This is a genomic window from Klebsiella sp. JN_Kp126 (assembly GCF_033843325.1).
Classification (GTDB): domain Bacteria; phylum Pseudomonadota; class Gammaproteobacteria; order Enterobacterales; family Enterobacteriaceae; genus Klebsiella; species Klebsiella michiganensis.
Window position 1 is genome coordinate 186331 of record NZ_JAWXQV010000057.1, and the last position, 25876, is coordinate 212206.

The window sequence follows — 25876 nt, forward strand, 5'->3', positions numbered from 1 at the left end:
CACTCCTTATTCCGTTAACCAGCTGGCCTGGCGCTGCAGCACCGGCAGTATCGGGCGACGATGCTGCATATCCGGCAGCGAGTTAATCAGCCCCTGAGTATAGGGATGGCGGGCGTTATCGAGATCGCAGGCGGCAATAGACTCCACCACCCGTCCGGCGTACATCACCAGCACGCGGTCGCAAAAGCTGCGCACCAGGTTGATGTCGTGGCTAATAAAAATCAGCCCCAGCCCGCGCGACTGAACCAGATCATCCAGCAGGCCCAGTACCTGCAGGCGCACCGACACGTCCAGCGCGGAGGTCGGCTCATCGGCAATCACCAGCTCCGGGTCGGTAATCAGCATCATGGCAATCATGATGCGCTGCCCCTGTCCGCCGGATATCTCATGCGGATAAAGCTGATAAACGCGCTCCGGCTGGCGAATACGCACCACCTCCAGCATCTCCAGCGCCTTTGCCTTCGCCTCATCTTTGCGTCCCGGATGATGGGTCAGCCAGGCCTCGGCGATTTGCTTACCGACGCAGACCACCGGATTGAGCGAATATTTCGGGTCCTGCATAATCATGGAGATACGTTTGCCGCGCACGCCGCGCATCTGCGCTTCAGTAAGATGCAGCAGATCGAGGTTGGCAAACTGCATCCGGCTGGCGCTGACGCGGGCCTTTTTCGGATGCAGCTGCAGCAGGGCGCGCCCAACGGTGGATTTACCTGAACCGGACTCGCCGACAATGGCCAGCTTTTCGCGCCCCAGCTGGAAGGAGACACCGCGCACGGCATGGGTCACCGCGCTGCCGTTAACAAAGTCGACGCACAGATCGCGCACATCGAGCAGCGGAGCATTATTCGCTGCGGGGATCGAGGATGTCACGTAGGCCATCTCCTAAGAAGTTAAACGCTAAGCTGTTGATCAGAATCGCCAGCCCCGGAATCGTAACCACCCACCAGCACTCCATCATGTAAGTGCGCCCGCTGGAGATCATCGCCCCCCACTCCGGCTCCGGCGGCTGCGCGCCGAGCCCGAGAAAGCCCAGACCGGCCGCGGTCAGAATGATCCCGGCCATATTCATGGTGATACGGATAATGACCGAGGGCAGACACAGCGGCACGATATGGTGCCAGAGGACGCGGGCCGATGATGCGCCCTGCAGACGTACGGCGGAGATAAAATCGGCCTGGCGCAGAGAGAGCGTTTCGGCGCGCGCCAGGCGGGCTATCGGCGGCCAGGCGGTGAGCGTGATGGCGATAACCACGTGCTCCAGCCCCGGACCTAAGGCGGCGACAAACGCCAGCGCCAGGACCAGACTCGGGAAGGAGATGAAAATATCGGTGACGCGCATCAGCACCATATCGACCTTACCGCCAAAATAGCCGGCGCTGACGCCGAGCAGCAGCCCGAGCGGACCGACGGTCACCGAGACCAGCAGCACGATATAGAGCGTGATGCGCGAGCCGTACACCAGGCGGCTAAAGATATCCCGGCCAAACTCATCGGTGCCGAACCAGTGCTGCGCGTTCGGCGCGACCAGCGCGCTGTTGAGGTCCTGCACCAGCGGGTTATACGGCGCAATCAGCGGCGCGAAAATCGCCACCACCAGCAGCAGAAAGATAATTCCGCCGCCGATGGCCGTTAGCGGGTTGCGCGCCATTTTGCCGATAAACCCGACGGCCCGCGCCGCCGCGCGTTGCAGCCGCTGACGGCCTTCGCCCGTGCCGCCCGAAAGCGGCGAATCCAGAGAAACGGTCATGATTTTGTCCTCGGGTCAAAGAATTGATACAGCATGTCGGAGAGCAGGTTGAGCATCACGAAGATCGCCCCCACCAGCAGCACGCAGCCCATTACCGCATTCATATCGCCCAGCAGCAGGCTACCGGTGAGGTAGGAGCCGAAACCCGGCCACGAGAAGACGGTTTCAATCAGCACCGCGCCTTCCAGCAGCGCGCCGTAGGCCAGCGCCACCACCGTCAGCAGCTGTACGAGGATATTGCGAAACGCATGGTTCCAGATGACCTGACGCTCGGTCAGCCCCTTCACCCGCGCGGTAATAATGAACTCCTGCGACAGCTGGGCCAGCATAAAGCTGCGGGTCATGCGGCTGATGTAGGCCAGCGAGTGAAAGCCCAGCAGCGAGGCGGGCAGAATCAGGTGATTAATTGCGTTCCAGAAGACCTGACCGTTGCCCGCCAGCAGCGCATCAACGGTCATCAGCCCCGTGCGGCGCGGCACCATACCGTCCAGACCAAGGTCCACCCGTCCGGCGCCGCCCACCCAGCCGAGCCAGGCGTAGAAGACTAAAAGCCCCATCATCCCGACCCAGAAAATCGGCGTCGAGTAGCCCGCCAGGCTGATAATGCGCACAACATAATCGGAGACACTATTGCGCCGCGCCGCCGCCAGCACGCCCAGCGGAATACCGAGGCCCGCGCCGACGAGAATCGCCATCGTCGCCAGCTCCATGGTGGCCGGGAAGACGCGGATAATGTCGTCCACCACCGGTTTCCCGGTCAGCAGCGCGTTGCCCAGATCGCCGTGCAGCAGGTTGACGAAATAGATGCCAAACTGGGTGGTCAGCGATTTATCAAACCCCAGCTGATGGTAAACCTGCTGGTAGGTACTCTGGTCAGCGTCCGGACCAACAATCGCCAGCACCGGGTCGATGGGCATGACGCGGCCAATAGTGAAGGTCAACAGCAGCAGGCCGAACAGCGTAATCACCACCTGCAGCAGCCGTTTTGATAAGCGCCGGCCGCGTGAGCCGGGCGCAAGGATTGCGATACTCATCCTTTTTCTCCTTCGCGGACTTTATCGACGTCACGCAGAAAAGTGGTGGCTGAGGGGTGCGGCTGATACTCCCGCACCTCGTTACGCACCACCACGGAATCGACCATCTGCGAAAGCGGAATGAGGGCCGGGACCAGCTGGTCGTAGCGCGTCTGGATGGCCTGGTAGTCGGCCACCTGTTTTTGCGGATCGCGTTCCAGCAGGGCGCGGTCAATCATCGCGTTGAGCTGCGGGTCGTAAAAGCCGGTGCGCCAGCCCTGGAAGTTGGTCAGGCGCGCCTCATCGCTGTTATCCGGGTTATAGACCAGCGCGCGCAGGCTGGAGTGCGGGTGCGGCTCCATTCCGCTGCCGCCGCGTCCTATCAGCAGGTCAAATTTACGCTCGCGCATCGCGCCGTAGATCTGGTTACCGGTGCCGGTGATAATTTTGGCGTTAATCCCCGCCTGCATCAGCGTCGACTGCACGGCGATTGCAATGTTCAGGAACGGCTGATCCGAGAGGACCCGCAGCGTGGTATCAAAGCCGTTGGGATAGCCTGCTTCCGCCAGCAGCTTTTTCGCCCGCGCCACATCCAGCTTATAGCCCGGGTCGGGCAGCGTTGACGGCATGCCCGCCTTAATCGGCCGCTGGTGCAGCACCCCGTAGCCCGGCATCAGCGCTTTATTGATGCCCTGGTAGTCAATCAGATAGCGCACCGCTTCGCGCACTTTCGGATGGGCGAAGTGCGCCTCTTTCATGCTCATCGCCACGTAGTACATGGTGCCGCGCTGCACCGCATCGACGGTCAGCTGGGGGTCGCTGCGCAGGGCGTTGATGTCGGAAACCGCCATATTGTTGGCAATATCGAGGTCGCCTTTTTCGATCATCAGGCGCAGGGTTTGCGACTCCTGGAAATGGCGCAGCACCACGCGGCTCATTTTCGCCTCGCCGCGCCAGTAGTCAGGATTGCGCTTCATGCGCAGCACATCTTTCGCCTGCCAGGTTTCCAGCGTGAACGGCCCGGAACCGGCTTCATGGGTGATCAGCCAGCGGTTACCCCAGTCGTTATCCTGCTGGTGGCTTTGCACCGTTTTGCTGTCGAGCACTCCGAGGTTGCCCAGCGCCGCCAGCGAGTAGATCACCAGCTGCGGGTCGTTATCTTTAGGCAACACGATCTGCACCGTGAAGCTGTCCGGCGCGCTGACCTGGCCGTCGATGTTTTTCTGACTGAAGCCGTAGGATTTCCATACCGAGGCCTGCGCCAGGTTGAGGTGCAGGATGCGCCGCATCGACCACACAACGTCGGCGGCGGTCAGCGGATTGCCGGAGTGAAATTTCACGTCGTCGCGCAGATGAAAGGTCAGGGTTTTGCCGTCGGGGCTGATATCCCAGGATTTCGCCAGCGCGGGCTTAACGTTGGTGAGCTGCTCAGGGTCAAGCTCCACCAGCGAGTCGTAAAGGTTGACCACGATCCCCACCACTTCATTACCGGTCATCGCCGCCGGGTCCAGGGTGAGCAGGTTATTCATATTCATACCGATGATGAGCTGGTCGGGCGGCGTTTTCGCCATCGCCGCCCCGCTCCCCATCGACACGGCGAGCGCGAGCAAGCACGCTGCCAGTCGGGAGGTTTTTTTCATATCTCTGTTTGCCTGTACTGTAGGGTACATGTTGCCGGATAGCGGCATTTTCGCCTTATCCGGTCTACCGGGCCGCAGACCCGATAAGCGCAGCGCCATCGGGCATTTATTTTTTTGAATCAGTCGTGGCTAACGGTATTGGCTTCGATATACGCAAAATTAATGTCTTCGCCGAGGCCCGGACGTTGTGACAGATGCACAAAGCCCTGGTCATCCATCGGGTCAACAATGCTATTGAGATAAGCCGCCGGTTCATCGTAGTCGAGGAACGGATGCAGCAGGCCGCGCTCGTACCAGCGGCAGTTGCGGATCGCCCCGACCACCGCCAGGCTTGCCGCGCCGTTGCCGTGGACTTCGCAATCCATGCCGAAAGATTCCGCCAGCGCCGCGACCTTCATGGTCGGGGTAATACCGCCCACGCCGTTAGCGCCGGCGCGCAGAATGTCGCAGGCTCCGGCTTTCACCCATTCGGCGCGCATGCGGTGCTTGCCGCCGAAGCTCTCCGGCCCGACGATGGGGATCGACAGATTTTCCGCCAGCCACGCGTAGGAGGACATCGAATCCTCCTCCATCGGCTCCTCAAACCAGGCGAAGTTGAGTTTTTCCAGCTCTTTGCCGATCCACAGCGCCTCGGCGCGGCTGTACCAGTGATAGCCGTCAATCATCAGGTCAATATCCGGCCCCACCGCTTCGCGCACCGCCGCGCAGGCTTTAATGTCCATTTTGGGATTGGGCGCAAAAGAGATTGGCGGCATCCAGGTGTGCAGCTTGATGGCCTTGTAGCCGCGGGCGACCAGCTTTTCGGCAAAGGCGGCATACTCTTCCGGGGTCGACAGACCGCCCGGCAGATCGTCGCCGCACATCGTACTGCCGTAGGCCGGGACGGTGTCGCGATAGCCGCCGAGCAGCTTGTAAACCGGCATCTTGAGGCTGCGGCCTATCAGGTCCCACAGCGCCTGTTCAATAAACGACAGCGCGCGCTCGGTCAGCTGGTGAGCGCTGCCGCGCTGCCAGTGGTTAAGATCCTGCCAGATACGCTCGCGGTTAAACGGGTCCTGCCCCACCAGCACCTTGCGGAAAAAGGTATTCACCACGAACGGGCGCACCACTTCCGGAGGCGCAAACGAAAAGCCCTGCGCGCCATCATCGGCGGTGATGGTCAGCATCGCCATTTTGGCCATGCTTTCAGCCCCCGGATGGGAGTGCCCGGCGCTGTCGGAAACCCGACGCGTGGGATACTGGAAAACGGTGACATTTACAGATTCAATTTTCATGCTCGGTCCTTATCACGGCCAAATCCGATCGATAGAAGCAAATCGGCAAAGTGGTTTCACATTATTGAAAATATGTTTCAATATCTAATCTAAGCACAATTACGCAGCAGTGCCTCGGACAAACACCGCTAAGCAAGGCAATAAATTTGGGCATTGGCACAACAAGGCGTGACTGTTTTCACAAAAGATAAGCGAAATGTGAGGCGGATCGGCATGGTGAAAAAAGGGGGCGTGAGCGCAGAAAAGAGAGTAACCGACCGTGTACATCCCGGGATTTTCTGCGCTCACGAAAGGGTGAGTTATTCGACCGCCTCCGCCTCGGCGGTAAGGGCTTCCAGCAGTTCAGGCAGCGCCCGATAGCGCCCAGCGGCGCCCTGAAAACGCGCGTGCTGGCTATCTTCGGCAATCACTATCGTGGCAATCCCCGCCGCCCGGGCGGCGCTAAAGCCGTTGAAGCTGTCTTCGATCACCAGGCACCGGCTGGCGTCGAGATTGAGCTTACGCAACGTCGTCAGATACACCGCCGGATGCGGCTTGCCCTGCGCTTCATCATCCGCGCTGGAGATAACGTCAAAATAGTGCCAGAGCGAGAGCTTGTTCAGCACCGCGGAGATAACCTGACGGGATGAAGAAGTAGCGAGCGCAATCTTATAGCCCGCGTGGCGAAAATAGCGTAACGCCTCGCGCACCCCGCGCATCGGCTCGCCTTCGGCGGCGATCAGGCCGGTGATACGCTGCAGTATGGCATCTTCAAGCCGCTGCGGGGCGAGGTCAAGCTGACAATACTGACACCAGGTACGGGCAATGTCGTCAAGGCGTTTACCTTTGGTCAGCCTTTCGCACTCCTCATCGCTCGCCGTTGCCCCCCAACGGGCGAGGGCTTCGATCTGCGCCCGCCGCCACAGGGATTCGGAATCAATAATGACGCCATCCATGTCAAAAATTACTGCCTGAATACTCATCATCCACCTCGTTAAGGCTGGCATGCCGGGCATGCCAGCCGCATTATCTTAAGAGAACTCCACCTGCTCGCCGGCCGGCGCTTCCTTGCGGGTAAAACCCGGCTGCTCGACGTGAATAAACGCGCAGAGGAAAAAGGCCGCCACGTACAGCGCGGTATAGGCGATCACCACCCCAATGGTGCTGAAGAACGGTAGCAAAATTACCGCAATGGCCGGCGCGAGAAAGTTCGACATCCCCGCCGACAGGTTATATACCGAAATGGCCGCGCCTTTGTGCTTCGGCTCCAGCGCCGGGAAAACGGCCGCCAGCGGTACGAACGCGGCGACAAAGATCCCCAGGGCGATAGCCGGAAGCAGCGCCATCGCGAAGTTATGTCCGAAGTGCTGCGGAATGTAATAAAACGCCAGGCTGGAGAGCGCCATGCCGATGCAGCCGAACCAGCGCACCACCTTCATCCAGCCCAGTTTTTCGCCCAGAATGCCCCACAGCACGTTCGAAAAAATGGTGGTGAAGAAGAAGACCGCCCACACCTGCAGCCATTCCGAGGTAGTAAAGCCCAGCTCATCGACGAACATCATCGGCATAATCACCGCAAAGCCGAACAGCGACAGGGTGTTGATAATTCTCACCATGCTCGACAGCAGAATATTGCGGTTGGTATAGAGCAGCGTCGCCGCGCGGCCCAGTTCGGCAAACTTCTCGCGGGTGGTCAGGTTCTGCATATGGTGCGGCGTTTTAATATGGCGCAGGGAAGCCAGCGCAATGATGCCGCCGGTGACGCAGAAAGCCAGCGCCAGCCACAATGTCCCCAGCTCGCCGATATGCGGGATGGTAAAGCTCGGAATATAGCTGCCGAACACGCCGATGCCGATCGAGTAAACCGCCCAGAACCAGCCGATCGCCGAGCTGGCGTTATCGCTTTTCACGTTGTGGATAATGGCGACGATAAACGAGTAAAGGAACAGCGGATACGCGAAGCCGCGGATGCCGTAGAAAACCAGGATCAGGGCATAGTTCGCGTGACCGAGGCCGAAAACGAGGAACAGCACGTGGAACACGCACCACAGCACGAAGCCAATCATCATGGTCTTCAGCGGCGTGATGATTTCCGCCACCACGCCGGAGATCCACGCCGACAGCGCGGCGGCCAGGCCGTAGAGGGTAAAGGCGAACGATGCCTGCGCCGGGGAGAACCCGAGCTCTTTGATGTAGTGCGACAGGAATGCCAGTTCAAAACCGTCGCCGGTCATAAATACGGCAATGGCGATGTATCCCCAGAGCAGGTTCAGGGGTAAACCGAGCCACTGTTTATTATTGATGGACATAATGACCTCGTTTTTAGGGTACAGGAGGCCGCTCCGGTCAGTTCACCGGAACGGTTATGGTGATAAAAATTAATGCTGCCGATAGTTCAGATCGTTTAAATACAGGGCCTTAAACTGCGCATAGCGCCGCATCAGGGTTTGATGGCGTACCGGGTCCGCGCGCCAGGTCTGCCAGATCTCCGGTTTTTCACAGACTTCGGTAATCGGTTTGCCCGCCGCCAGGCAGGCCAGCCGCGCCGCGCCCAGCGCGCCGCCGGTCTCACCGCCTTTGTGGGTCACCACCGGCATATCGAGGATATCGGCCAACAGCTGCGCCCAGAACGGGCTGCGGGCGCCGCCGCCAACCAGCGAACATTGTTCGATCTGCGTACCGCTCTCTTTCAGTACCTGCAGACCGTCGCTGATGCCGAAGCTCACCCCTTCCAGCACCGCGTAGCCGAGCTGGGCGCGCAGGCTGGAGTGGGTCATGCCCCAGAACATGCCGCGCGCGTCAGGATCGTTGTGCGGCGTACGTTCGCCGGAGAGATAAGGTAAGAAGAACGGCGCGTGGGACTTCTCCTCTTCGCTAACTTCGGCAATCTCCTCCAGCAGCGCCACTTCCGTGGTGCCGGTCAGGCGGCAGAACCACTGCAAACAGCTGGCGGCGCTGAGCATCACGCTCATCTGATGCCACAGATTCGGCAGCACGTGACAAAACGCATGGACCGCCGACTGCGGAGCCGGACGATAGGCATCGGTCACCACAAACAGCACCCCGGAGGTACCAAGCGAAATGAACGCATCCCCGGGCGAAACCGCGCCGACGCCTATGGCGCTGACCGCGTTATCGCCGCCGCCTCCGGCTACCGCTACCGAGGCGTTCAGCCCCCAGCGTTCGGCCACCTGCGGGTCAAGGGTGGCGGAGACCTCGCAGCCTTCGACCAGGGTCGGCATCTGGCTGCGCGCCAGGCCGCATTTATCCAGCAGAGCGTCGGACCAGTCGCGCTTCGCCACGTCCAGCCACAGCGTCCCGGCGGCGTCGGACATATCGGAGACTTTTTTACCGGTCATCCGGTAGCGCAGATAATCCTTCGGCAGCAGCACCGTGGCGGTGCGCTGAAAGTTTTCCGGCTCATGGCGACGCACCCACAGCAGCTTCGGCGCGGTAAAGCCGGGCATCGCCAGGTTTCCCGCCACCTGATGCAGCTCCGGCGCCATCTCTTCCAGCTCCGCGCACTCCGCGGCGCAGCGGGTGTCGTTCCACAGGATTGCCGGGCGAATCACCTCCCCCTCGGCATCCAGCAGAACCGCGCCGTGCATCTGCCCGGAAAGGCCAATGGCCTTAATGGCCGGCCAGTGCTGGGCGCATTTTTCCCGCAGCGTGGTCATCAGATACTCCGTCGCCTCCCACCATGACTGCGGCGACTGTTCTGACCAGTGCGGATGGGGCCGCTGGATGCTCAGCGGCGCGCTATGGCTGGCGATAACCTCATTGTTCTCATCAATGACCAGCGCTTTGACTTCCGATGTGCCGAGATCGATACCCAGATACATAGCCACCTCTTAGTTAATCAGCGTATAAACGGCCGCCACTTTTTCGCGCATCAGCGCGAGGAAATCGGCGTTTTCGGCCAGTTCGCCAAACAGCGCTTTATCGCAGGCGTAAAGGGCCAGCGGATCGTTGGCTTCAAACATCTGATGCACCCCCTCGGCGTCGAGGATGCCGTCCTGGTACTCATACGGCAGGGTGCCCTTGTGCCACTGCTCCATAAAGACGAAGAACAGCGCGGGCAGCATGGCGGTGGCTTGCGGGCGAACGCCGCGCTGGTAGCACTCCTGCAGGGTTGGGGCGATCATCGCCGGAATTTTCGAGAAGCCATCGGCGGCGACGCGCTGGTTGGTGTCCTGGATATATGGGTTGGTAAAGCGTTTGAGCACCACGTCGCGATAGGCCGGCAGGTCAATGCCATTATCGCCGAGGCATGGGATCACATCTTCCGTAACGTAGCGGTCGGCAATGGCGTAGATGAAATCCGTTAGCGTGCTTTCATGAATGTACTGCTGGCCAATTAACGTTCCCGCCCACGCAATGCAGCTGTGCGACGAGTTCAGAATGCGAATTTTCGCCTCTTCGTAAGGAATCACCGACGCCACCATCTCAACCCCGACCGCTTCCAGGTTCGGGCGTTCATCGCGGAAGTTGTTTTCCACCACCCACTGGATAAAGGTCTCGCCCATCACCGGCGCTTTATCGTCAATGCCGGTCTGCGCTTTGATGCGCGCGGGCAGGTCCGCCGCCGGACGCGGGGTGATGCGGTCGACCATGGTGTTCGGACAGGTGGTGTTGGCGGCCATCCAGTCAATCACCGCCTGCTTGCCGGTTAGCTGCAGGAACTCAACCATACCGTCGTGGAAGCGTTCGCCGTTATGGCGCACGTTATCGCAGTTCAGCAGAGTCAGCGGCCCGGCGTTGTCCGCCATACGCTTTTCCAGAATCCGCGCGATAGTGCCGTAAATCGTTTTGCACTCCCCTGCCAGATCGGCCTGCAAATCGGGGTTGCTGGTTTCCAGCTTATGGCGGGTATTCAGGTAGTAGCCACCTTCCGTCACGGTGAAGGCGATGACTTTGGTCTGCGGGTTTGCCCCTTCGTTAATCAGCGGCTGCAGCCCGGCCTGCCACGGCAGCAGTTTCTGAATGGAGGTGATCTCTTCATATTCACGTTCCCCTTCCGGGCTGACGGTTTCCAGCACATAGCGCCCGCCCTGCGCCGCCAGCGCCTGAACCACCTGTTCGGCGTCGTTGCGGATATTCCCCGCCGCGATGTGCCAGCGTTTATCTCCGGAAGCGATCAGACGATGCAGATACCACGCCTGATGCGCGCGATGAAAAGAACCCAGACCAATGTGAAGCCATGTGAATTGATTGTTCATGTTCCGCTCTCCTTGAGTTGATGGCCTCACTGTAAATGATCAATTGACCAAAATAAGAGCCACGGATCACAAAAGAACAATTACCCAATAAAATTACAAATGACCAGAAAAGAGCAAAAGCTTGCCAGTTTTCCCGACCACGGCGAGAATGCGGGTATTCGCCGGGCGAAATTATCGCCGCGGCCCGACACTTAGGGCAGGAAAGCATGAGCAAAGAAGATGATATCCGGCTGGATCAAAAGGTCCGCGCCGCGTGGATGTACTACATCGCCGGGCAGAATCAGAGCGAGATCGCAAGCCAGCTTGGCACGTCGCGGCCGGTGGTACAGCGGCTGATCGCCGCCGCGAAAGAAGAAGGGATTGTATCGATTAGCCTGCACCACCCGGTAGCGAACTGCCTCGACTATGCGCAGCTGCTGCAGGAGAAGTACCGGCTTATCGAGTGCAATATCGTCCCCGCCTTTAACGAAGAAAGTACCCTGGATAGCGTCTCCTTCGGCTGCTATCAGCTGATGGCCCGCTATCTGCAGGATGATAAAGAGAAAATCATCGGCCTGGGTTCCGGCCTGACCCTGAAAAAAGCGCTGCAGCGCATCGACTTCGACAGTCTGAACACCCGCTGCGTCGCCCTGATCAGCGCCATGGACGCCGACGGCCAATGTAACTATTACGATGACGTCCCGCTGCTGCTGACCAGCAAAATTAAGGCCAAGTACTATCAGTGGCCCGCGCCGCGCTACGCGCAGACCCAGGACGAGTACGACATGTGGTGTACCAGCCGGCTGTTTCGCAGCGTTTCCGCCGTCGCCCGCCGGGCGGACGTTATTTTTGTCGGCATTGGGCCATTAGGTACCCAAAGCCCCATCTTCAAAGATGGCTTTATCAATCAGGCGCAGATGGATGAGCTGACCGCACGCGGCGGCATCGGCGAGATCATGGGACGCTTTATCGATGCCGAAGGCGGCGTGGTGGAGAGCGAAATCAACAGAATGATCACCAGCTACGATATCCGCCAGAACCAGTGCCCGCGCATCGCGGTGGCGTGCGGCGAGTACAAACGTCCGGCGATTCTGGCGGCGCTTAAAGGCGGCTGGATCAACGGCCTGGTGACCGACGAGCACACCGCCCGCTGGCTGCTGACGCGCTAACGGCGGCAGCCGGATCAGCGGCTGCTCATCAACAGCGGCGGGATTTCAATCCGCTGCTGCCCGGCCTCGCCGGCGTCAATAATCGTGAACACCGCTTCCAGCATCGCCGGCACGTCCTGCTGCACCATGTCGATATCGTGCCCCAGCAGATAGACGAACGGGTCCCAGTCAAAGCAGCCCATCGGCGGCTGGGCGCTGCCGGTAAGTCCCGCCTGCGACAGCCAACGCACCACCCCTTCCAGCGATATTGTCGAGTTGACAAATAGCCCCGTCAATGGGGTCTTCGCGGTAGCAAACCGCTCCTGCATGCAGGCCTCAACTTTGCCTTTTGAATAGCCGGGCGCCAGGATATTTTCCTGCGGCACGACCAGCCCCTGCTCCCGATGCGCATCGTGGAAGCCGCGTAAACGCTCGCGGGTGTTATGGTCGCTGCTGCGCCCGCCGATAAAGGTCAGCGGCGCCAGCGCTCCCCGGCGGCGAGCGCTGTTGGCGAGGATTTTGTGGGTCAGCGCCTTCGCGCCGCCGTAGTTATCCGATATCACCGACGGGGCGACAGAGCCCGGCAGGTCGAGATTGACCGTGGGCACGCCTGCCTGTTGGCACAGGGCGGTAATTTTGTCCGGATTGGTTGCCCCGGTGGCCACCACCCAGTCAACCTGCCAGGAGAGCATCGCTTTTACCGCTTCGATCTCCAGCTCCGGCCTCCGGCGCGTACAGGTGATAATCGGCAGCAGGCCGCGCTCGCGGGCCATCTCCTCAAAGCGCTCCGCCACCGAACCGAAATAGCGGTTATCGTATTTGGGGATAATCATACCGATGACGCGCGATTTTTTGCTGCGCAGCATGCTGGCCTGGCGGTTAATCGCATAGCCCTGCTCCTCGGCAATCCGCGTCACCTTTTCGGCAAGCTTCGCGCTGATGCGGCGCTTTTTCCAGTTGCCGTTGAGGATAGCGCTCACCGCGCTCGCCGAAACGCCGGACAGTTCCGCCAGGTCGTAAATCGTGATTTTCTTCATTTTCCCAACTTGCGTCACAAAATCATTTCGCTGTTAATTTCCCCACTTGCTCAATCGATGAAGCTAGCGCAACATGAGCTTCATCGATTGAGCTTCCATTTTACTTCCCGAAGTATTAACGCATTCAGCGTGAATACGCCAGCGAACATCAAAAAAATGACGCTCATATTCAATACCTTAACAAGTTTTCGTCTCCAGCGTCGAACGCGATGCCCTCGCGTTCGATAGTTCCAACCAGACTCTGTAAAGGATTATAAAATGAACCACTCTGTCTCCTCTATGAATACTTCCCTTAGCGGTAAAGTCGCCGCCATTACCGGCGCGGCGTCCGGTATCGGCCTCGAATGCGCCAGAACCCTGCTGGGCGCTGGCGCAAAAGTGGTGCTTATCGACCGTGAAGGCGAGAAGCTCAACAAACTTGTCGCCGAACTCGGCGAAAACGCCTTCGCCCTGCAGGTTGACCTGATGCAGGCGGATCAGGTCGATAATATTCTGCAGGGTATTTTGCAGCTTACCGGGCGTCTCGATATTTTCCACGCCAACGCCGGAGCTTACATCGGCGGGCCGGTGGCAGAGGGCGATCCGGACGTCTGGGACCGCGTGCTGCACCTCAACACCAACGCCGCCTTCCGCTGCGTGCGCAGCGTCCTGCCGCATCTTATCGCGCAAAAGTCCGGGGACATTATCTTCACCAGCTCTATCGCGGGGGTGGTGCCGGTGATCTGGGAGCCTATCTATACCGCGTCGAAATTTGCCGTCCAGGCGTTTGTTCATACTACTCGCCGCCAGGTTTCGCAGTACGGCGTGCGCGTCGGCGCCGTGCTGCCGGGCCCGGTGGTCACCGCCCTGCTGGACGACTGGCCGAAAGCCAAAATGGACGAAGCGCTGGCCAACGGCAGCCTGATGCAGCCGATTGAGGTGGCCGAGTCGGTGCTGTTTATGGTGACGCGCTCGAAAAACGTCACCGTGCGCGACATTGTGATCCTGCCGAACAGCGTGGATCTCTGACCGTTCAACCAGACTGTGTGAGAGGATGTTATGCAAATCGATACGCAACATATTATTGGCGTCGATGTCGGTTCGGGCAGCGTTCGCGCCGGGGTGTTCAATCTGCGGGGCGAGCTTCTCGCCCACGCGACCCGGGAAATTACCCTGTTTCGCAGCGCCGGAAGCGTGGTCGAACAGTCGAGCCGCGAGATCTGGCAGGCGGTGTGCTACTGCATTAAAACGGCGGTGGCCAGCGCCGGGGTCGCGCCGTCATCGATTGCCGGAATCGGCTTCGATGCCACCTGCTCGCTGGTGGTGATTGGCGATAACGACGCCCCGCTGGCGGTCGGGCCTTCGGAAGATGCGGAGCGCAACATTATCGTCTGGATGGATCACCGCGCCACCGGGCAGGCGGAAAAGATCAACGCCACGGGCCACGCGGTGCTGCAGTACGTCGGCGGTAAAATCTCGCCGGAGATGGAAACGCCGAAAATTCTCTGGCTGAAGGAGAACCGCCCGCACATTTATCAGCAGGCGCGCCACTTCTTCGACCTCGCCGATTATCTCACCTGGCGCTCAACCGGCGATTTAGCCCGCTCGGTCTGTACCGTGACCTGTAAATGGACCTACCTGGCGCATGAACAACGCTGGGATGCCAGCTACTTCCGCCAGATTGGCCTCGAAGAGCTGGCGGATGAAGATTTTGTCCGCATCGGCCAGCAGATTGTCGATCCGGGAACCCCCTGCGGCGACGGCCTTTGCGCCACGGCGGCAGAGGAGATGGGCCTGCCGGTCGGTACTCCGGTGGCGGTCGGGATGATCGATGCCCACGCGGGCGGTATCGGCACCGTCGGCGTGCTTAACGGCGCGGTTAACAATATGGCCTACGTCTTCGGCACCTCCTCCTGCACCATGACCACCACTCAGGAAGCGGTGTTCGTGCCCGGCGTCTGGGGGCCATATTACTCGGCGATGGTGCCGGGGTTCTGGCTGAGCGAAGGCGGGCAGAGCGCGGCCGGAGCGGCCATCGACCAGCTGCTGAGCTTCCATCCCGCCGCCGCCGAGGCTAAGGCGCTGGCCAGGGCGCGCGGCGTCCCGCTGCCGGTTTATCTTGCCGATAGCGTGCTGGCGAAAGTGGAACGTCCTTCTGCCGCGGTCAAACTCGCCGCCGGGCTGCACGTGGTGCCTGAATTTTTAGGTAATCGGGCGCCGCTGGCCGACCCGCACGCGAAAGCGATTATCGCCGGGCTGGGGATGGAGCGGGATCTGGACAACCTGATGGCGCTCTACGTCGCCGGATTGTGCGGCATCGGCTACGGCCTGCGGCAGATTATTGACGCCCAGAAGGCGTGCGGCATCCACAGCGAGCATATCGTCATCAGCGGCGGAGCCGGGCAGCATCCGCTGGTGCGCCAGCTGCTGGCTGACGCCTGCGGAGTGAGCGTGGTGAGTACCGAATCCAGCGAACCGGTGCTGTTAGGTTCGGCGATTCTCGGCGCGGTGGCCGGCCAGATCGCCCCGTCCCTGCCGGAAGCGATGAAGCAGTTTACCCGGGTGGATAAAACCTACCGCTGCGTTGCGCAGTATAGCGCCGATCATCAGCGGCGCTATGAAGCGTATAAAACGCTACAGCACACGGCGCGGCTGATTCGCGAGTAAGCAAGATCCCGGGCTGCGGCGTAAACGCCCTACCCGGGCTACCAGACCGCACGAAACCGTAGCCCGGCCAGGCGTAGCGCCGCCACGCGAATGCTTAAGCGATGGTGACTTTGCCGTCCAGATAGACATCCTGCACGGCATTGATCAGCTTCACGCCGTCGGCCATCGATTTTTTAAACGCCTTACGGCCCAGAATCAGCCCCATGCCGCCCGCGCGCTTGTTGATAACCGCGGTGCGCACGGCATCGGAGAGATCGGTTTCCCCGCCCGCGGCGCCGCCGGAGTTAATCAGCCCGGCGCGGCCCATATAGCAGTTCGCCAGCTGGTAACGCACCAGATCGATCGGATTATCGCTGGTGAGCTTGCTGTAAACCCGGTCATCGGTATAGCCGAAGTTCACCGCTTTATAGCCGCCGTTATTTTCCGCCATTTTCTGCTTCACGATATCCGCGCCGATGGTCGCCGCCAGATGGTTAGCCTGGCCGGTTAAGTCAGCGGAAACGTGGTAGTCGACGCCATCTTTCTTAAATGCCGAATTACGCAGATAGGCCCACAGCACGGTCACCAGGCCCAGTTCGTGCGCGCGCTCAAACGCAGCGGAGATTTCTTCGATTTGACGACGAGACTGTTCGGAACCGAAATAGATCGTCGCCCCGACCGCCACGGCCCCCATATTGAACGCCTGCTCAACGCTGGCGTACAGCGTCTGATCGTATTCGGTCGGGTAGCTCAGCGTTTCGTTATGGTTCAGCTTGACCAGGAAGGGGATGCGGTGCGCATAGCGGCGCGACACCGAGGCCAGCACGCCATAGGTGGAGGCCACGCAGTTACAACCGGCCTCAATGGCCAGTTCGACGATATTTTTCGGATCAAAGTACAGCGGGTTGGCGGCAAAAGAGGCGCCAGCAGAATGCTCTACGCCCTGGTCGACCGGCAGGATCGACAGATAGCCGGTTCCCGCCAGGCGGCCAGTGTTATACAGGGTTTGCATATTACGCAGCACCGCCGGCGGACGGTTGTTATCAACCATCACCCGATCGACGTAATCCGACCCCGGCAAATAGAGCTGGTCGGCTGGAATCGTCATACAGCGGTGCTGTAAAAGCGTGTCGGCATCTTTGCCAAGCAACTGCGTAATATCAGTCATAGCGATCTCCCGTAAGTGCCGGTCGAAACCGGCATGCATTTTCCCAACCCAATTTTTTTGGGCAGCAATAAGTCTGGTATCGAAAGTGGGATTTTTCCATTGCAGAGGGATTTTTAAATATCATCCGCTGACATCATCCATAACCGGGAAAATGTTATATCGGTCAAAGTTCCACCCTAAAGGTATTTAAAAGGTATTACATAATGGTATTGTTATTACGTACCTTACCTATCATGAAGGATTTAAAGATGAAAACTACAGTAAAGCTGTCATTCATGATGTTCATTGAGTGGTTTATCTGGGGCGCGTGGTTTGTCCCTTTATGGTTATGGCTGAATAAAAGCGGATTTACCGCTGGTGAAATTGGCTGGTCCTATGCCTGTACCGCCATTGCGGCGATCCTTTCGCCGATCCTCGTAGGTTCATTGACCGATCGCTTTTTCTCAGCGCAGAAAGTGCTGGCCGTACTGATGTTTGTCGGCGCGGTATTAATGTATTTCGCCGCGCAGCAAACCACCTTCAGCGGCTTCTTCCCGTTGTTGCTGGCCTACTCCCTCACGTATATGCCGACCATTGCACTGACCAACAGCATCGCTTTTGCCAACGTGCCGGATGTCGAACGTGACTTTCCCCGTATTCGCGTGATGGGCACCATTGGCTGGATTGTCTCTGGCCTGGTCTGCGGCTTTCTGCCACAAATGATGGGCTATAGCGATATTTCTCCGACCAATATCCCTTTGTTGATCGCTGCTGGCAGCTCGGTGCTGCTGGGTATTTTTGCCTTTATGCTGCCCGATACGCCGCCGAAGAGTACCGGCAAGCTGGATTTAAAAGTGATGCTGGGGTTGGACGCGCTCATCCTGTTACGTGATAAAAACTTTCTTGTGTTTTTCTTCTGCTCATTCCTGTTCGCTATGCCGCTGGCTTTCTACTACATCTTCGCCAACGGCTACCTCACGGAAGTCGGAATGCAAAACGCGACAGGATGGATGACGCTCGGCCAGTTCTCTGAAATTTTCTTCATGCTGGCACTACCGTTCTTCACCACACGCTTTGGCATTAAAAAGGTATTATTACTTGGTCTTATCACCGCGGCGATTCGTTACGGATTTTTCGTCTACGGCGGTGCAGATCAATACTTCACCTATGCCCTGCTGTTTCTTGGAATTTTGCTTCACGGCGTAAGCTACGATTTCTATTACGTTACTGCCTATATCTACGTTGATAAAAAAGCACCGGTACACATGCGTACGGCGGCGCAAGGGCTAATCACGCTCTGCTGCCAGGGGTTTGGCAGTTTACTCGGCTATCGTCTGGGCGGCGTAATGATGGAGAAAATGTTTGCTTATCAAGAGCCGGTAAATGGGTTGACCTTCAACTGGGCAGGAATGTGGGGCTTCGGCGCCGCTATGATCGCCGTTATCGCCGTGTTGTTTATGATTTTCTTTCGCGAATCGGATACAGAGATCACCGCTATTAAGGTGCAAAACGACGATTGCGATGCTGCACTGAAACAAGAGGAAGTTAAATGAAAACGGAACGTATTCTCGGCGCGCTCTACGGGCAGGCATTAGGCGATGCGATGGGCATGCCGTCTGAACTCTGGCCTCGCTCACGCGTTAAAGCTCACTTTGGGTGGATTGACCGTTTCCTGCCGGGGCCGGCTGAAAACAATGCAGCCTGTTACTTTAATCGTGCCGAATTTACGGATGATACATCGATGGCGCTCTGCCTCGCGGATGCCATCATTGAATGTCATGGCAAAATCTCACCAGAAGTTATCGGGCGCAATATCCTTGCCTGGGCTGAAGGGTTCGATGCGTTCAATAAAAACGTGCTGGGTCCGACTTCTAAAATTGCGCTCAATGCCATTCGCGACGCAGTACCGATCGATGAACTGGAGAACAACGGCGTCACGAATGGGGCGGCGATGCGCGTCTCACCGCTAGGCTGCCTGCTCGCACCAACACAGCTAGACAGCTTTATTGATGAGGTGGCGCTGGCTTCCAGCCCCACGCATAAATCCGACCTCGCGATTGCGGGTGCCGTCGTGGTGGCGTGGGCAATCTCTCGGGCTATCGAAGGAGATAGCTGGCAGGCTATTGTCGACTCGCTGCCTGCTGTGGCACGCCAGGCGCAGGAAAAGCGGATCACCACTTTTAGTGCCTCGCTGGCTGCCCGGCTGGAGTTGGCTTTGTGCGTGGTACGTCAGGCAAATGGTATTGAATCAGCCTGTGAGGGGCTCTATCAGCGCGTTGGCGCAGGCACCAGTACCCTTGAATCCGTTCCCTGCGCAATTGCGATGGTAGAGCTGGCTGGAGGCGACCCTAACCGCTGCGCCATTCTGTGCGCAAATCTCGGTGGCGATACCGACACCATCGGCGCAATGGCAACTGCAATTTGCGGTGCACTGAGGGGGATTTCTGCTATCGACGCCACCCTGAAGCAACAGCTTGATGAAGTGAACCAACTCGACTTTACCCGCTACGCCACGGCGCTTGCACACTACCGAGAGCAACGGGAGGCATCATGAATCTGATGCAACGATTACCCACCTTAGGCAACAAGCGTCCCATCACCATCGTCGGCGCGGCGGTCATTGATGTGATTGCTGACGCTTACGCCCTCCCCTGGCGAGGCTGTGATATTGAACTGCAACAGCAAAGCGTCAATATTGGCGGCTGTGCCCTGAATATTGCGGTTGCCCTGAAACGTCTGGGAATGGAGGCCGATAACGCCCTACCCGTTGGACAAGGCGTATGGGCTGATATCATCCGTAATAACATGGCCCGGGAAGGGCTTTCCAGCCGCATCGACGGCGTCACGGGTGACAACGGCTGGTGTCTTGCGCTGGTTGAGCCGGACGGCGAACGCACGTTTATGTCGTTTAGCGGTGTTGAAAACCAGTGGAATCCCGCCTGGCTGGCGCAACTAACTGTTCCGCCGCAAAGCCTGGTGTCACTTTCTGGTTATCAACTGGCATCGCCCTGTGGGGAGGTGCTGGTGCACTGGCTGGAATCCCTGCGTGATATTACACCGTATATTGATTTCGGCCCGCGCATCGCTGATATTCCCGAGACACTAATGCAGAGGATCATGGCCTGTAAGCCTGTTATTTCTCTGAATCGCCAGGAGGCGGAGATCGCCGCAGAGCGCTTTAGATTACCCGTGGCAACCGAAGCGTTTGGTCAGGCCTGGCTAAAGAAATTCGCAATGCCGTTGATTGTTCGTCATGACGAAGAGGGTGCGTGGTACTTCAGCGCGGAAGAACAGGGACTGGCAGCGCCGTTCCCTGTGGCGGTAATCGATACAATCGGTGCAGGTGACAGCCACGCAGGAGGGACACTAGCCGGACTCGCCTCGGGATGGACACTGGGCGAGTCGGTACTGCTTGGTAATGCGGTTGCGTCCTGGGTGGTAGGACATCGCGGCGGTGATTGTAGCCCAACGCGCGAAGCATTACTCCTCGCACACAAAGACGTATAGATCGCTACGACAGCGGTTGATGCTGTATTCAATCGGCCGCTGTTGTTGATCGAGTGCAACCTGATTGATAACCAGCACCGGTATTTTTTCATCCATATGAATGTGCGACTGAAATTCGGCATCCGGCATACGTGCACTGACGCGCGAGCGCGTACGCTGCGGGAAGATATGCTGACTGCGAAAATAGTCATACAGCGACACGCCGATAGCATCAACATCATGAATCAGTTGGGCAGGAACCCAGGACTCTTCTATGGACACGGCCTCATCATCCACATAGCGAATTCGCTTGAGCAAAAATACATCACTTTGCGGGGCAATCGCCAATTGTGTCGCCACCTCATCCGGGCAGCTCACTATCCGTTTGTTGACCCACAGAGTGTCAGGTTTTTTTCCTCTGAGCACCACCTGCTGCGAAAAACCGCGCGCCTCTTTCAATGAATACTCAAAGATATTATTGATTTGCGTACCGTAGCCGCGGGCTCGGGTCACCACCCCTTCATCTTCCAGCGTCCGCATCGCTTTGCGAACGGTAATGCGCGACACCCCCGTCAACTGGCTCAGGTCGCGCTCGCCGGGGAGAATATTACCGTGCTCCAGCGCACCACTGCGTACAGCATTTTTAACCGTTTCAGCAAACTTCAGGTACAGCGGCGTGTTATCCGGCGCTGCAATACGCTCGTTCAGTTGTGCTATCAACAGGGTATGCGCTTGTTCCATCGTGTTTTTTCCTGGCGAAAGTCAGGAAACAGTATACTTTTCGCCAGGCATGAAGACTACCACCATGCGTGAAAATGGTGTACCGGGCCGATACCGTGCCCCACTTCCAGCGAATCCGCCTGCGCCAGCGCCGCCGAAAGCCAGCCTTTGGCTTCCGCCACGGTCTGCCCCCAATCATCGTAACGCGGACGTAACGCCGCCAGCGCAGCAGAGAGCGTACAACCCGTACCGTGAGTATTTTTGGTCTGCACTCTTGGCGCGGTAAAGCGCAGCTCCCCTTCGCGGGTAAAGAGCCAGTCCGGGCTTTCCGCATCATCCAGATGGCCGCCTTTCATTAATACCGCCCCGCAGCCCATTCCCAACAGCGCTCTGCCCTGCTCCAGCATCTCTTTTTCCGTTCTGGCATGCGGCGCAGCCAGCAGCGCCGCCGCTTCCGGCAAGTTCGGGGTGATCAGCGAGACCTGCGGCAGCAGGCGCTGGCGCAGCGTCTCCACCGCCGACGCTGAGAGCAGCGGATCGCCGCTTTTTGCCAGCATGACGGTATCGAGCACCACATTTTTAATCTGATAACGCGCCAACCGTTCCGCCACCGCCTCGACGATATCGGTTTCCGCCAGCATCCCGATTTTGGTGGTATCGATGCGCACATCGCTGAAAACGGAATCGAGCTGCGCGGCGACAAAATCAGGCTCTATCCGGTACACCGACTGGACGCCGCGGGTGTTTTGCGCCACCAGCGCGGTGATGACCGAGCAGCCGTAAGCGCCCAGCGCCGAGAAGGTTTTGAGATCTGCCTGGATCCCCGCGCCGCCGCTCGGGTCGGTGCCGGCGATGGTTAGCGCATTAATTCGTTTCACAGATCGCCTCCCGCATAGAGCGCATCGAGGAAGGCGGGAGTAAAGCTGCCGGGGCCGCCCTGCAGCGCCGCTTTTCCCCCCGCAAGCTTCATCAGACCGCAGGCCGCGGCCACGTTCTCCAGCCGATCGCCGGGCATCGCCGCAGCGGCGGCAACCACCGCCGATAGCGCGCAGCCGGTGCCGACTACCCGGGTCATCAGCGGATCGCCGCCGGTGACCGCGCGCGTGCGCTGGCCGTCGGTCACGTAATCGACCTCGCCGGTTACCGCGACAACGGTATTCAGCTGGCGAGCCAGCTCCTGGGCCGCGGGCAGCGCTGCGGCGGCGGTATCGGTCGTATCGACGCCGCGCCCGCCGCCGCTCATTCCGGCCAGGGCCATAATTTCCGACGCATTACCGCGAACGGCGGCAGGCTGCAGCGCCAGCAGCTCCCGGCAAAATTCTGTCCGTAAGGTCAGCGCGCCGACCGCCACCGGGTCCAGCGCCCACGGTTTACCCGCCTGCTGCGCGCTGCGCGCCGCCGCACGCATCGCCGCCGCGCGTTCGACGGTCAGCGTACCGACATTAATCAGCAGCGCATCGGCAATGGCGGCAAACTGGCTGGCTTCGTCCGGGTCGATAACCATCGCCGGGGATGCGCCAATCGCTAACAGGACGTTGGCGGTAAAGGTCTGCACCACGTCGTTGGTCATGCAGTGAACAAGAGGAGAATGGCGGTGAAAAAGGTGCCGCAGATGGGCAATATGCGCGGGGTTCAGCAGGTCAGACATCGTTTGCTCCCGCCAGGCGATGAAGAAGCGACGACCCTGCGGTCTCTGACTTCCCTACGCTGGCATTATCCAGATCAGGTGGTACGGGTTTTTCTCAGCCCATCAGTGATGGGGCACCCCGAGTCATTTAGATTACATTTCTCTTACTTTTTGCCAGCTTAGGGGAAGTTGCTTGCTGGCGCAAGCCCATCCTCTCGGTTATCGCTTCTTCACCTTAAAAATACGCCAGTGTGCCATTACATCACGACCCGGAATAATCCTAAGCAGCTAAACGAAGTAGATTTTTTAACTACTCTTTTTTTGGGAAAACTTGCAGTGCATACATGACCAATTATTCTTCGGGAGAATTCCATAAGCCCGATTTCCGGCGGTAACAATGGAACGCAGATGATGTTTCTTGGTATCACCTTCGTAGCATCTCGGACAGAAAGGGATATCATCACCTTCTTTTCAGTACAATGGCAGCTTAAATACGAAGGTTGATTTATCTGCCAACTGTTCTTCAAGATGTTTGTTCAGCGTCGAAAAGCAAAGTCTGCGTAGTTATCGCTTCGATTTTGGCGTTAGCAAGTTCGACCATCAGATTAGCCTGCTCAAGTTTGAGCGTAGCCTTGTCCAGTTCATCGCTGTTATTCGCCAGTTTCTGGGTGATGCTCACCGCTTTATCGAGAATCCCGACCGCTGCCGCCGTGCTTGCCAATATCCCTGCCATAACATCCTCTGCGTGAGATTTATCTAAGCGTTATTGCGCTTACTCTACCGGATAACCTTCTGTTACGAAACGAAGTTTCGCTTACGTCTAATACTTGTTGCGCATGTGGTTATTGTTTGTAAAATGACCACGGTGATTATTTCCATAACAAGTAGAGGGACTTATGAAGCAATACACCAACGAACTTATCCCATCAGTGCTCACATCATTCAAGAACCCATTCAGCCCAGATCAACTGGCAGACGCAGACGAAGAACAACGTCAGATTTTCAAATCCCATGTTGAAGAAATGAAAGACCGATCTTTAGTGGCGATTTGGCGTTTTGCCACTGCGGGATCACTCACCCAAAACGGTGGGAAGATTGAGAAAGCCAGCGCCAACAACTCATTTACTCTTGAAGACGGGAGCGAGGTTAATCGGGCAATGGTTGGTGATTACGTTGTTTATCCTGACGGAACACGCGCAAGAATCATTAACGGGTCGGGGTCAGTCAATACCAACGGCAACGGCGTTTCTTATGCCCTCGTAGGGAGCCAGCTTGATAACGGTGATGTGATTGTTAGCACCCCACAAGATTATGCTCTCCTGTGCCAGTTAGACAATAGCCCAGCAATGCCAGCCGATTTCCTCACTCCAGCGGCACTCTAAAAAATAAGGAGTTCAGAAAATGGCTATAGGTTTTTGGGTAGTACAGGGCGATAAAACAACATGTGGGGGTTCTGTACTGACCGGACACCCGAAAGGGAAGAAGATTGGCCCGAATCAAAACAGACAGGCAACAGTAGGCTGCCAGGTATCCTGTGGTAAACATCCAGGTAAATACAGCGTGGCAGGTGGATACCCTGGCGAGGTCATTCACGGGCAGTTAGCCGCGAGTACTATATACAGCCGTTCAACCTGCCCATGTAAGGCTTTCTTCATCCCTACTCATACTTTTATGAAACATGGCCCTTATCAGGCACCAGTGAAAGCAGCACCTGCGCCAGTAGCGGTGAAAGCCACGTCTGAGCCAGTTCAGGAGCCAGAACAACACGCACAGACAGCAAAAAAACCTGCGCAAGTAGAACCAAAACCGCAAGAGTCAAAACGCGAACCTGTAGACGCTGGTTTCTGTATTCTCCCTTACGGAGCCGAAACAAGAGCCTATGAACCGTGGTTGTTCGAAAGCGAACCGCCAGCAGGAACACGCGAACTTTATCGCTCACTAAATGGTGCAGGTAAGGAATACAAAGCCGGTTCTATTATGCTTCTGGTTGATCCTGATAAGCAGGACGACGAACAGATCGCCCACATGAAAGCCGCGAAAGCGCGAGTCGATGCAGCATTGGCCCCATTGACGCATGAGGAAGCTAACTTACTGCACAAACACTACGCTACCATAGCTAATTTCACCAGCTACGCTGATACAGGAATTGGCCTTGCTGCTGATCCTGTTGGAAAATACTTTGAGAGTATCGAAAAAATACTCAAAGAGATCCAGGAAACATATAAAAACACCTACATAACACGTGGTGCATTAATTAGTGAACAATTTTATGTCCGACGTAGCCAGTTGTTTAAAGAGCTTGAATCCATACTCAAAGTCTACTTCCTGAATAAGGCTATGAAATTCGGAGAGTATACCAAAATAAAAAATGCACTCGGCCTGTCCAGTAGCTCTATTACCCACAAATGGAATGAAACGGGGATCAGTGACATTGAAGGTTATGCTACCCACATCGAACGGGCAGCTAAATACGTAAAAGCAATGCGTTACACTGGTTATTTAGGCATTGGTTTTAGCGGACTCCATTCTCTTAACGAAATCCATGAGGCATGTTCTGTTGGTCGCGAAACTGAATGTACCAAGAAAAAGTATACTGAGATTGGTAGCTTTGCTGTAGGTACGGGGGTTGGTGTTGCTGGTGGCTATTTAGCAATACCTCTTTGTATCGCTATCGGTGTTGGTACTGCTGGTGTCGGAGGACTTGCTTGCTCTGTGATCGCTGGGGCTGGTTTAGGCTATGTCGGTAGTAGTGCAGGTGGCGCATTCGGTGAATGGGGTGGAGAACAGCTGTATGAAATTTTCGGTAATTAATTTTATAATTATGTATCGAAACTCGATTGGATTGGTATTGTGTCTATGCCTGATACTTACGGGTATTATTTCAATTATTTACGATCGTATTTCGAAAAATAAATTCATTACTCTCTGCTCGCTATTTGTTAAAAAATTTGGAGCAAGACCAGCAGAAGTTTTAATTTATCAGGATGGTGGGTTCTTTTTCTCGTTTATGCGTGATGCATTCTTTATTAAAGCATTATACTTTAAAGAAAACTCATTCCATACGCGAGGAATGGATAATGAACAAATTCGATTTATTAAAGAACTTCCTAATCAGTACACCGATTGGTTACGTGTAAAAGTGCGACTTTCCATCATCGGTATTATTTTCCTATTCATGATGTTATCAGTATTTTATTTGCCATCATTTATTTAACGAAAACAAACTAAATAGCCA

24 protein-coding genes and 1 riboswitch are annotated in these 25876 nt (G+C 57.2%); of the genes, 9 read left to right on the plus strand and 15 right to left on the minus strand.

The window, feature by feature from the left end; translation table 11 throughout:
- Positions 1 to 6: 6 nt before the first annotated feature.
- The 9 genes from SIK97_RS13955 to dalD form a co-directional block, all read right to left on the minus strand.
- Complete coding sequence (locus tag SIK97_RS13955; protein WP_032719918.1) at positions 7 to 870, minus strand: ABC transporter ATP-binding protein; 864 nt, start codon at positions 868 to 870, stop codon at positions 7 to 9.
- Positions 842 to 1747 (minus strand): ABC transporter permease, encoded by a 906-nt coding sequence (locus SIK97_RS13960; protein ID WP_032719861.1) that lies wholly within the window; start codon positions 1745 to 1747, stop codon positions 842 to 844. The genes SIK97_RS13955 and SIK97_RS13960 overlap by 29 nt, the downstream gene beginning before the upstream one ends.
- On the minus strand, positions 1744 to 2781 hold the full coding sequence (locus SIK97_RS13965) for an ABC transporter permease (RefSeq protein WP_032719862.1): 1038 nt from the start codon (positions 2779 to 2781) through the stop codon (positions 1744 to 1746). The genes SIK97_RS13960 and SIK97_RS13965 overlap by 4 nt, the downstream gene beginning before the upstream one ends.
- A complete protein-coding gene (locus tag SIK97_RS13970; protein WP_032750570.1) occupies positions 2778 to 4400 on the minus strand; it encodes an ABC transporter substrate-binding protein in 1623 nt (540 codons plus the stop codon). Before SIK97_RS13970 ends, SIK97_RS13965 begins: the two co-directional genes overlap by 4 nt.
- A 119-nt stretch (positions 4401 to 4519) precedes the next feature.
- A complete protein-coding gene (locus SIK97_RS13975) occupies positions 4520 to 5674 on the minus strand; it encodes a mandelate racemase family protein (protein WP_025107789.1) in 1155 nt (384 codons plus the stop codon).
- Positions 5675 to 5973: 299 nt separating this feature from the next.
- Positions 5974 to 6636: an HAD family hydrolase gene (locus SIK97_RS13980; protein ID WP_057173269.1), complete on the minus strand. Its 663-nt coding sequence runs from the start codon at positions 6634 to 6636 to the stop codon at positions 5974 to 5976.
- Positions 6637 to 6684: 48 nt separating this feature from the next.
- Positions 6685 to 7962, minus strand: a complete 1278-nt coding sequence (gene dalT, locus SIK97_RS13985) for a D-arabinitol transporter (protein WP_057173268.1) — start codon at positions 7960 to 7962, stop codon at positions 6685 to 6687.
- 69 nt (positions 7963 to 8031) lie between these two features.
- Positions 8032 to 9495, minus strand: coding sequence for a xylulokinase (gene xylB, locus SIK97_RS13990; RefSeq protein ID WP_057173267.1), 1464 nt, complete (start codon positions 9493 to 9495; stop codon positions 8032 to 8034).
- Positions 9496 to 9504: 9 nt separating this feature from the next.
- Positions 9505 to 10872, minus strand: a complete 1368-nt coding sequence (gene dalD / locus SIK97_RS13995; protein WP_057173266.1) for a D-arabinitol 4-dehydrogenase — start codon at positions 10870 to 10872, stop codon at positions 9505 to 9507.
- Between the two features lie 206 nt (positions 10873 to 11078).
- Between dalD and SIK97_RS14000 the strand changes: the two genes are divergently transcribed.
- The gene (locus tag SIK97_RS14000) at positions 11079 to 12020 is read left to right on the plus strand and encodes a sugar-binding transcriptional regulator (protein ID WP_014839020.1); all 942 of its coding nucleotides are present in this window, start codon (positions 11079 to 11081) and stop codon (positions 12018 to 12020) included.
- A gap of 14 nt (positions 12021 to 12034) precedes the next feature.
- On the opposite strand, the gene SIK97_RS14005 is transcribed toward SIK97_RS14000, so the two are convergent.
- Complete coding sequence (locus SIK97_RS14005) at positions 12035 to 13036, minus strand: substrate-binding domain-containing protein (RefSeq protein ID WP_057173265.1); 1002 nt, start codon at positions 13034 to 13036, stop codon at positions 12035 to 12037.
- A 258-nt stretch (positions 13037 to 13294) separates the two neighbouring features.
- On the opposite strand from SIK97_RS14005, the gene SIK97_RS14010 reads away from it, so the two are divergent.
- Entirely contained in the window at positions 13295 to 14044 is a 750-nt protein-coding gene (locus tag SIK97_RS14010) for an SDR family oxidoreductase (protein ID WP_004852583.1), read from the plus strand.
- Between the two features lie 30 nt (positions 14045 to 14074).
- Positions 14075 to 15682: an FGGY-family carbohydrate kinase gene (locus tag SIK97_RS14015; protein WP_057173264.1), complete on the plus strand. Its 1608-nt coding sequence runs from the start codon at positions 14075 to 14077 to the stop codon at positions 15680 to 15682.
- Between the two features lie 94 nt (positions 15683 to 15776).
- On the opposite strand, the gene fbaB is transcribed toward SIK97_RS14015, so the two are convergent.
- Positions 15777 to 16829 carry a class I fructose-bisphosphate aldolase gene (gene fbaB, locus SIK97_RS14020; RefSeq protein ID WP_004852587.1) on the minus strand — a complete coding sequence of 351 codons (1053 nt, stop codon included), beginning with the start codon at positions 16827 to 16829 and terminating at the stop codon, positions 15777 to 15779.
- Positions 16830 to 17077: 248 nt separating this feature from the next.
- On the opposite strand from fbaB, the gene SIK97_RS14025 reads away from it, so the two are divergent.
- The 3 genes from SIK97_RS14025 to SIK97_RS14035 are packed head-to-tail and all read left to right on the plus strand — an operon-like array spanning position 17078 to position 20315.
- On the plus strand, positions 17078 to 18361 hold the full coding sequence (locus tag SIK97_RS14025; protein WP_014230119.1) for a nucleoside permease: 1284 nt from the start codon (positions 17078 to 17080) through the stop codon (positions 18359 to 18361).
- Entirely contained in the window at positions 18358 to 19362 is a 1005-nt protein-coding gene (locus SIK97_RS14030) for an ADP-ribosylglycohydrolase family protein (RefSeq protein WP_014839024.1), read from the plus strand. Before SIK97_RS14025 ends, SIK97_RS14030 begins: the two co-directional genes overlap by 4 nt.
- Positions 19359 to 20315 (plus strand): PfkB family carbohydrate kinase, encoded by a 957-nt coding sequence (locus tag SIK97_RS14035; RefSeq protein ID WP_057173263.1) that lies wholly within the window; start codon positions 19359 to 19361, stop codon positions 20313 to 20315. The genes SIK97_RS14030 and SIK97_RS14035 overlap by 4 nt, the downstream gene beginning before the upstream one ends.
- Here the strand turns inward: SIK97_RS14035 and SIK97_RS14040 are convergent.
- The 4 genes from SIK97_RS14040 to SIK97_RS14055 all read right to left on the minus strand — a co-directional run bounded on the left by SIK97_RS14040 (position 20289) and on the right by SIK97_RS14055 (position 23374).
- Entirely contained in the window at positions 20289 to 21035 is a 747-nt protein-coding gene (locus tag SIK97_RS14040) for a GntR family transcriptional regulator (protein ID WP_004122693.1), read from the minus strand. The genes SIK97_RS14035 and SIK97_RS14040 overlap by 27 nt on opposite strands.
- Before the next feature lie 56 nt (positions 21036 to 21091).
- A complete protein-coding gene (thiD, locus tag SIK97_RS14045; RefSeq protein WP_049079385.1) occupies positions 21092 to 21892 on the minus strand; it encodes a bifunctional hydroxymethylpyrimidine kinase/phosphomethylpyrimidine kinase in 801 nt (266 codons plus the stop codon).
- Entirely contained in the window at positions 21889 to 22662 is a 774-nt protein-coding gene (gene thiM / locus SIK97_RS14050) for a hydroxyethylthiazole kinase (protein WP_032750583.1), read from the minus strand. The genes thiD and thiM overlap by 4 nt, the downstream gene beginning before the upstream one ends.
- Before the next feature lie 34 nt (positions 22663 to 22696).
- Positions 22697 to 22793, minus strand: a riboswitch (TPP riboswitch).
- Positions 22794 to 23164: 371 nt separating this feature from the next.
- Positions 23165 to 23374: a hypothetical protein gene (locus SIK97_RS14055; RefSeq protein ID WP_241183171.1), complete on the minus strand. Its 210-nt coding sequence runs from the start codon at positions 23372 to 23374 to the stop codon at positions 23165 to 23167.
- A gap of 163 nt (positions 23375 to 23537) precedes the next feature.
- Here SIK97_RS14055 and SIK97_RS14060 point away from each other — a divergent pair, with 163 nt between their 5' ends.
- The 3 genes from SIK97_RS14060 to SIK97_RS14070 are packed head-to-tail and all read left to right on the plus strand — an operon-like array spanning position 23538 to position 25855.
- Positions 23538 to 24023 carry a PAAR domain-containing protein gene (locus tag SIK97_RS14060; RefSeq protein ID WP_128349432.1) on the plus strand — a complete coding sequence of 162 codons (486 nt, stop codon included), beginning with the start codon at positions 23538 to 23540 and terminating at the stop codon, positions 24021 to 24023.
- Positions 24024 to 24042: 19 nt separating this feature from the next.
- On the plus strand, positions 24043 to 25452 hold the full coding sequence (locus SIK97_RS14065) for a PAAR domain-containing protein (RefSeq protein ID WP_128349433.1): 1410 nt from the start codon (positions 24043 to 24045) through the stop codon (positions 25450 to 25452).
- A complete protein-coding gene (locus tag SIK97_RS14070) occupies positions 25433 to 25855 on the plus strand; it encodes a hypothetical protein (protein ID WP_128349434.1) in 423 nt (140 codons plus the stop codon). Before SIK97_RS14065 ends, SIK97_RS14070 begins: the two co-directional genes overlap by 20 nt.
- Positions 25856 to 25876: the final 21 nt, after the last annotated feature.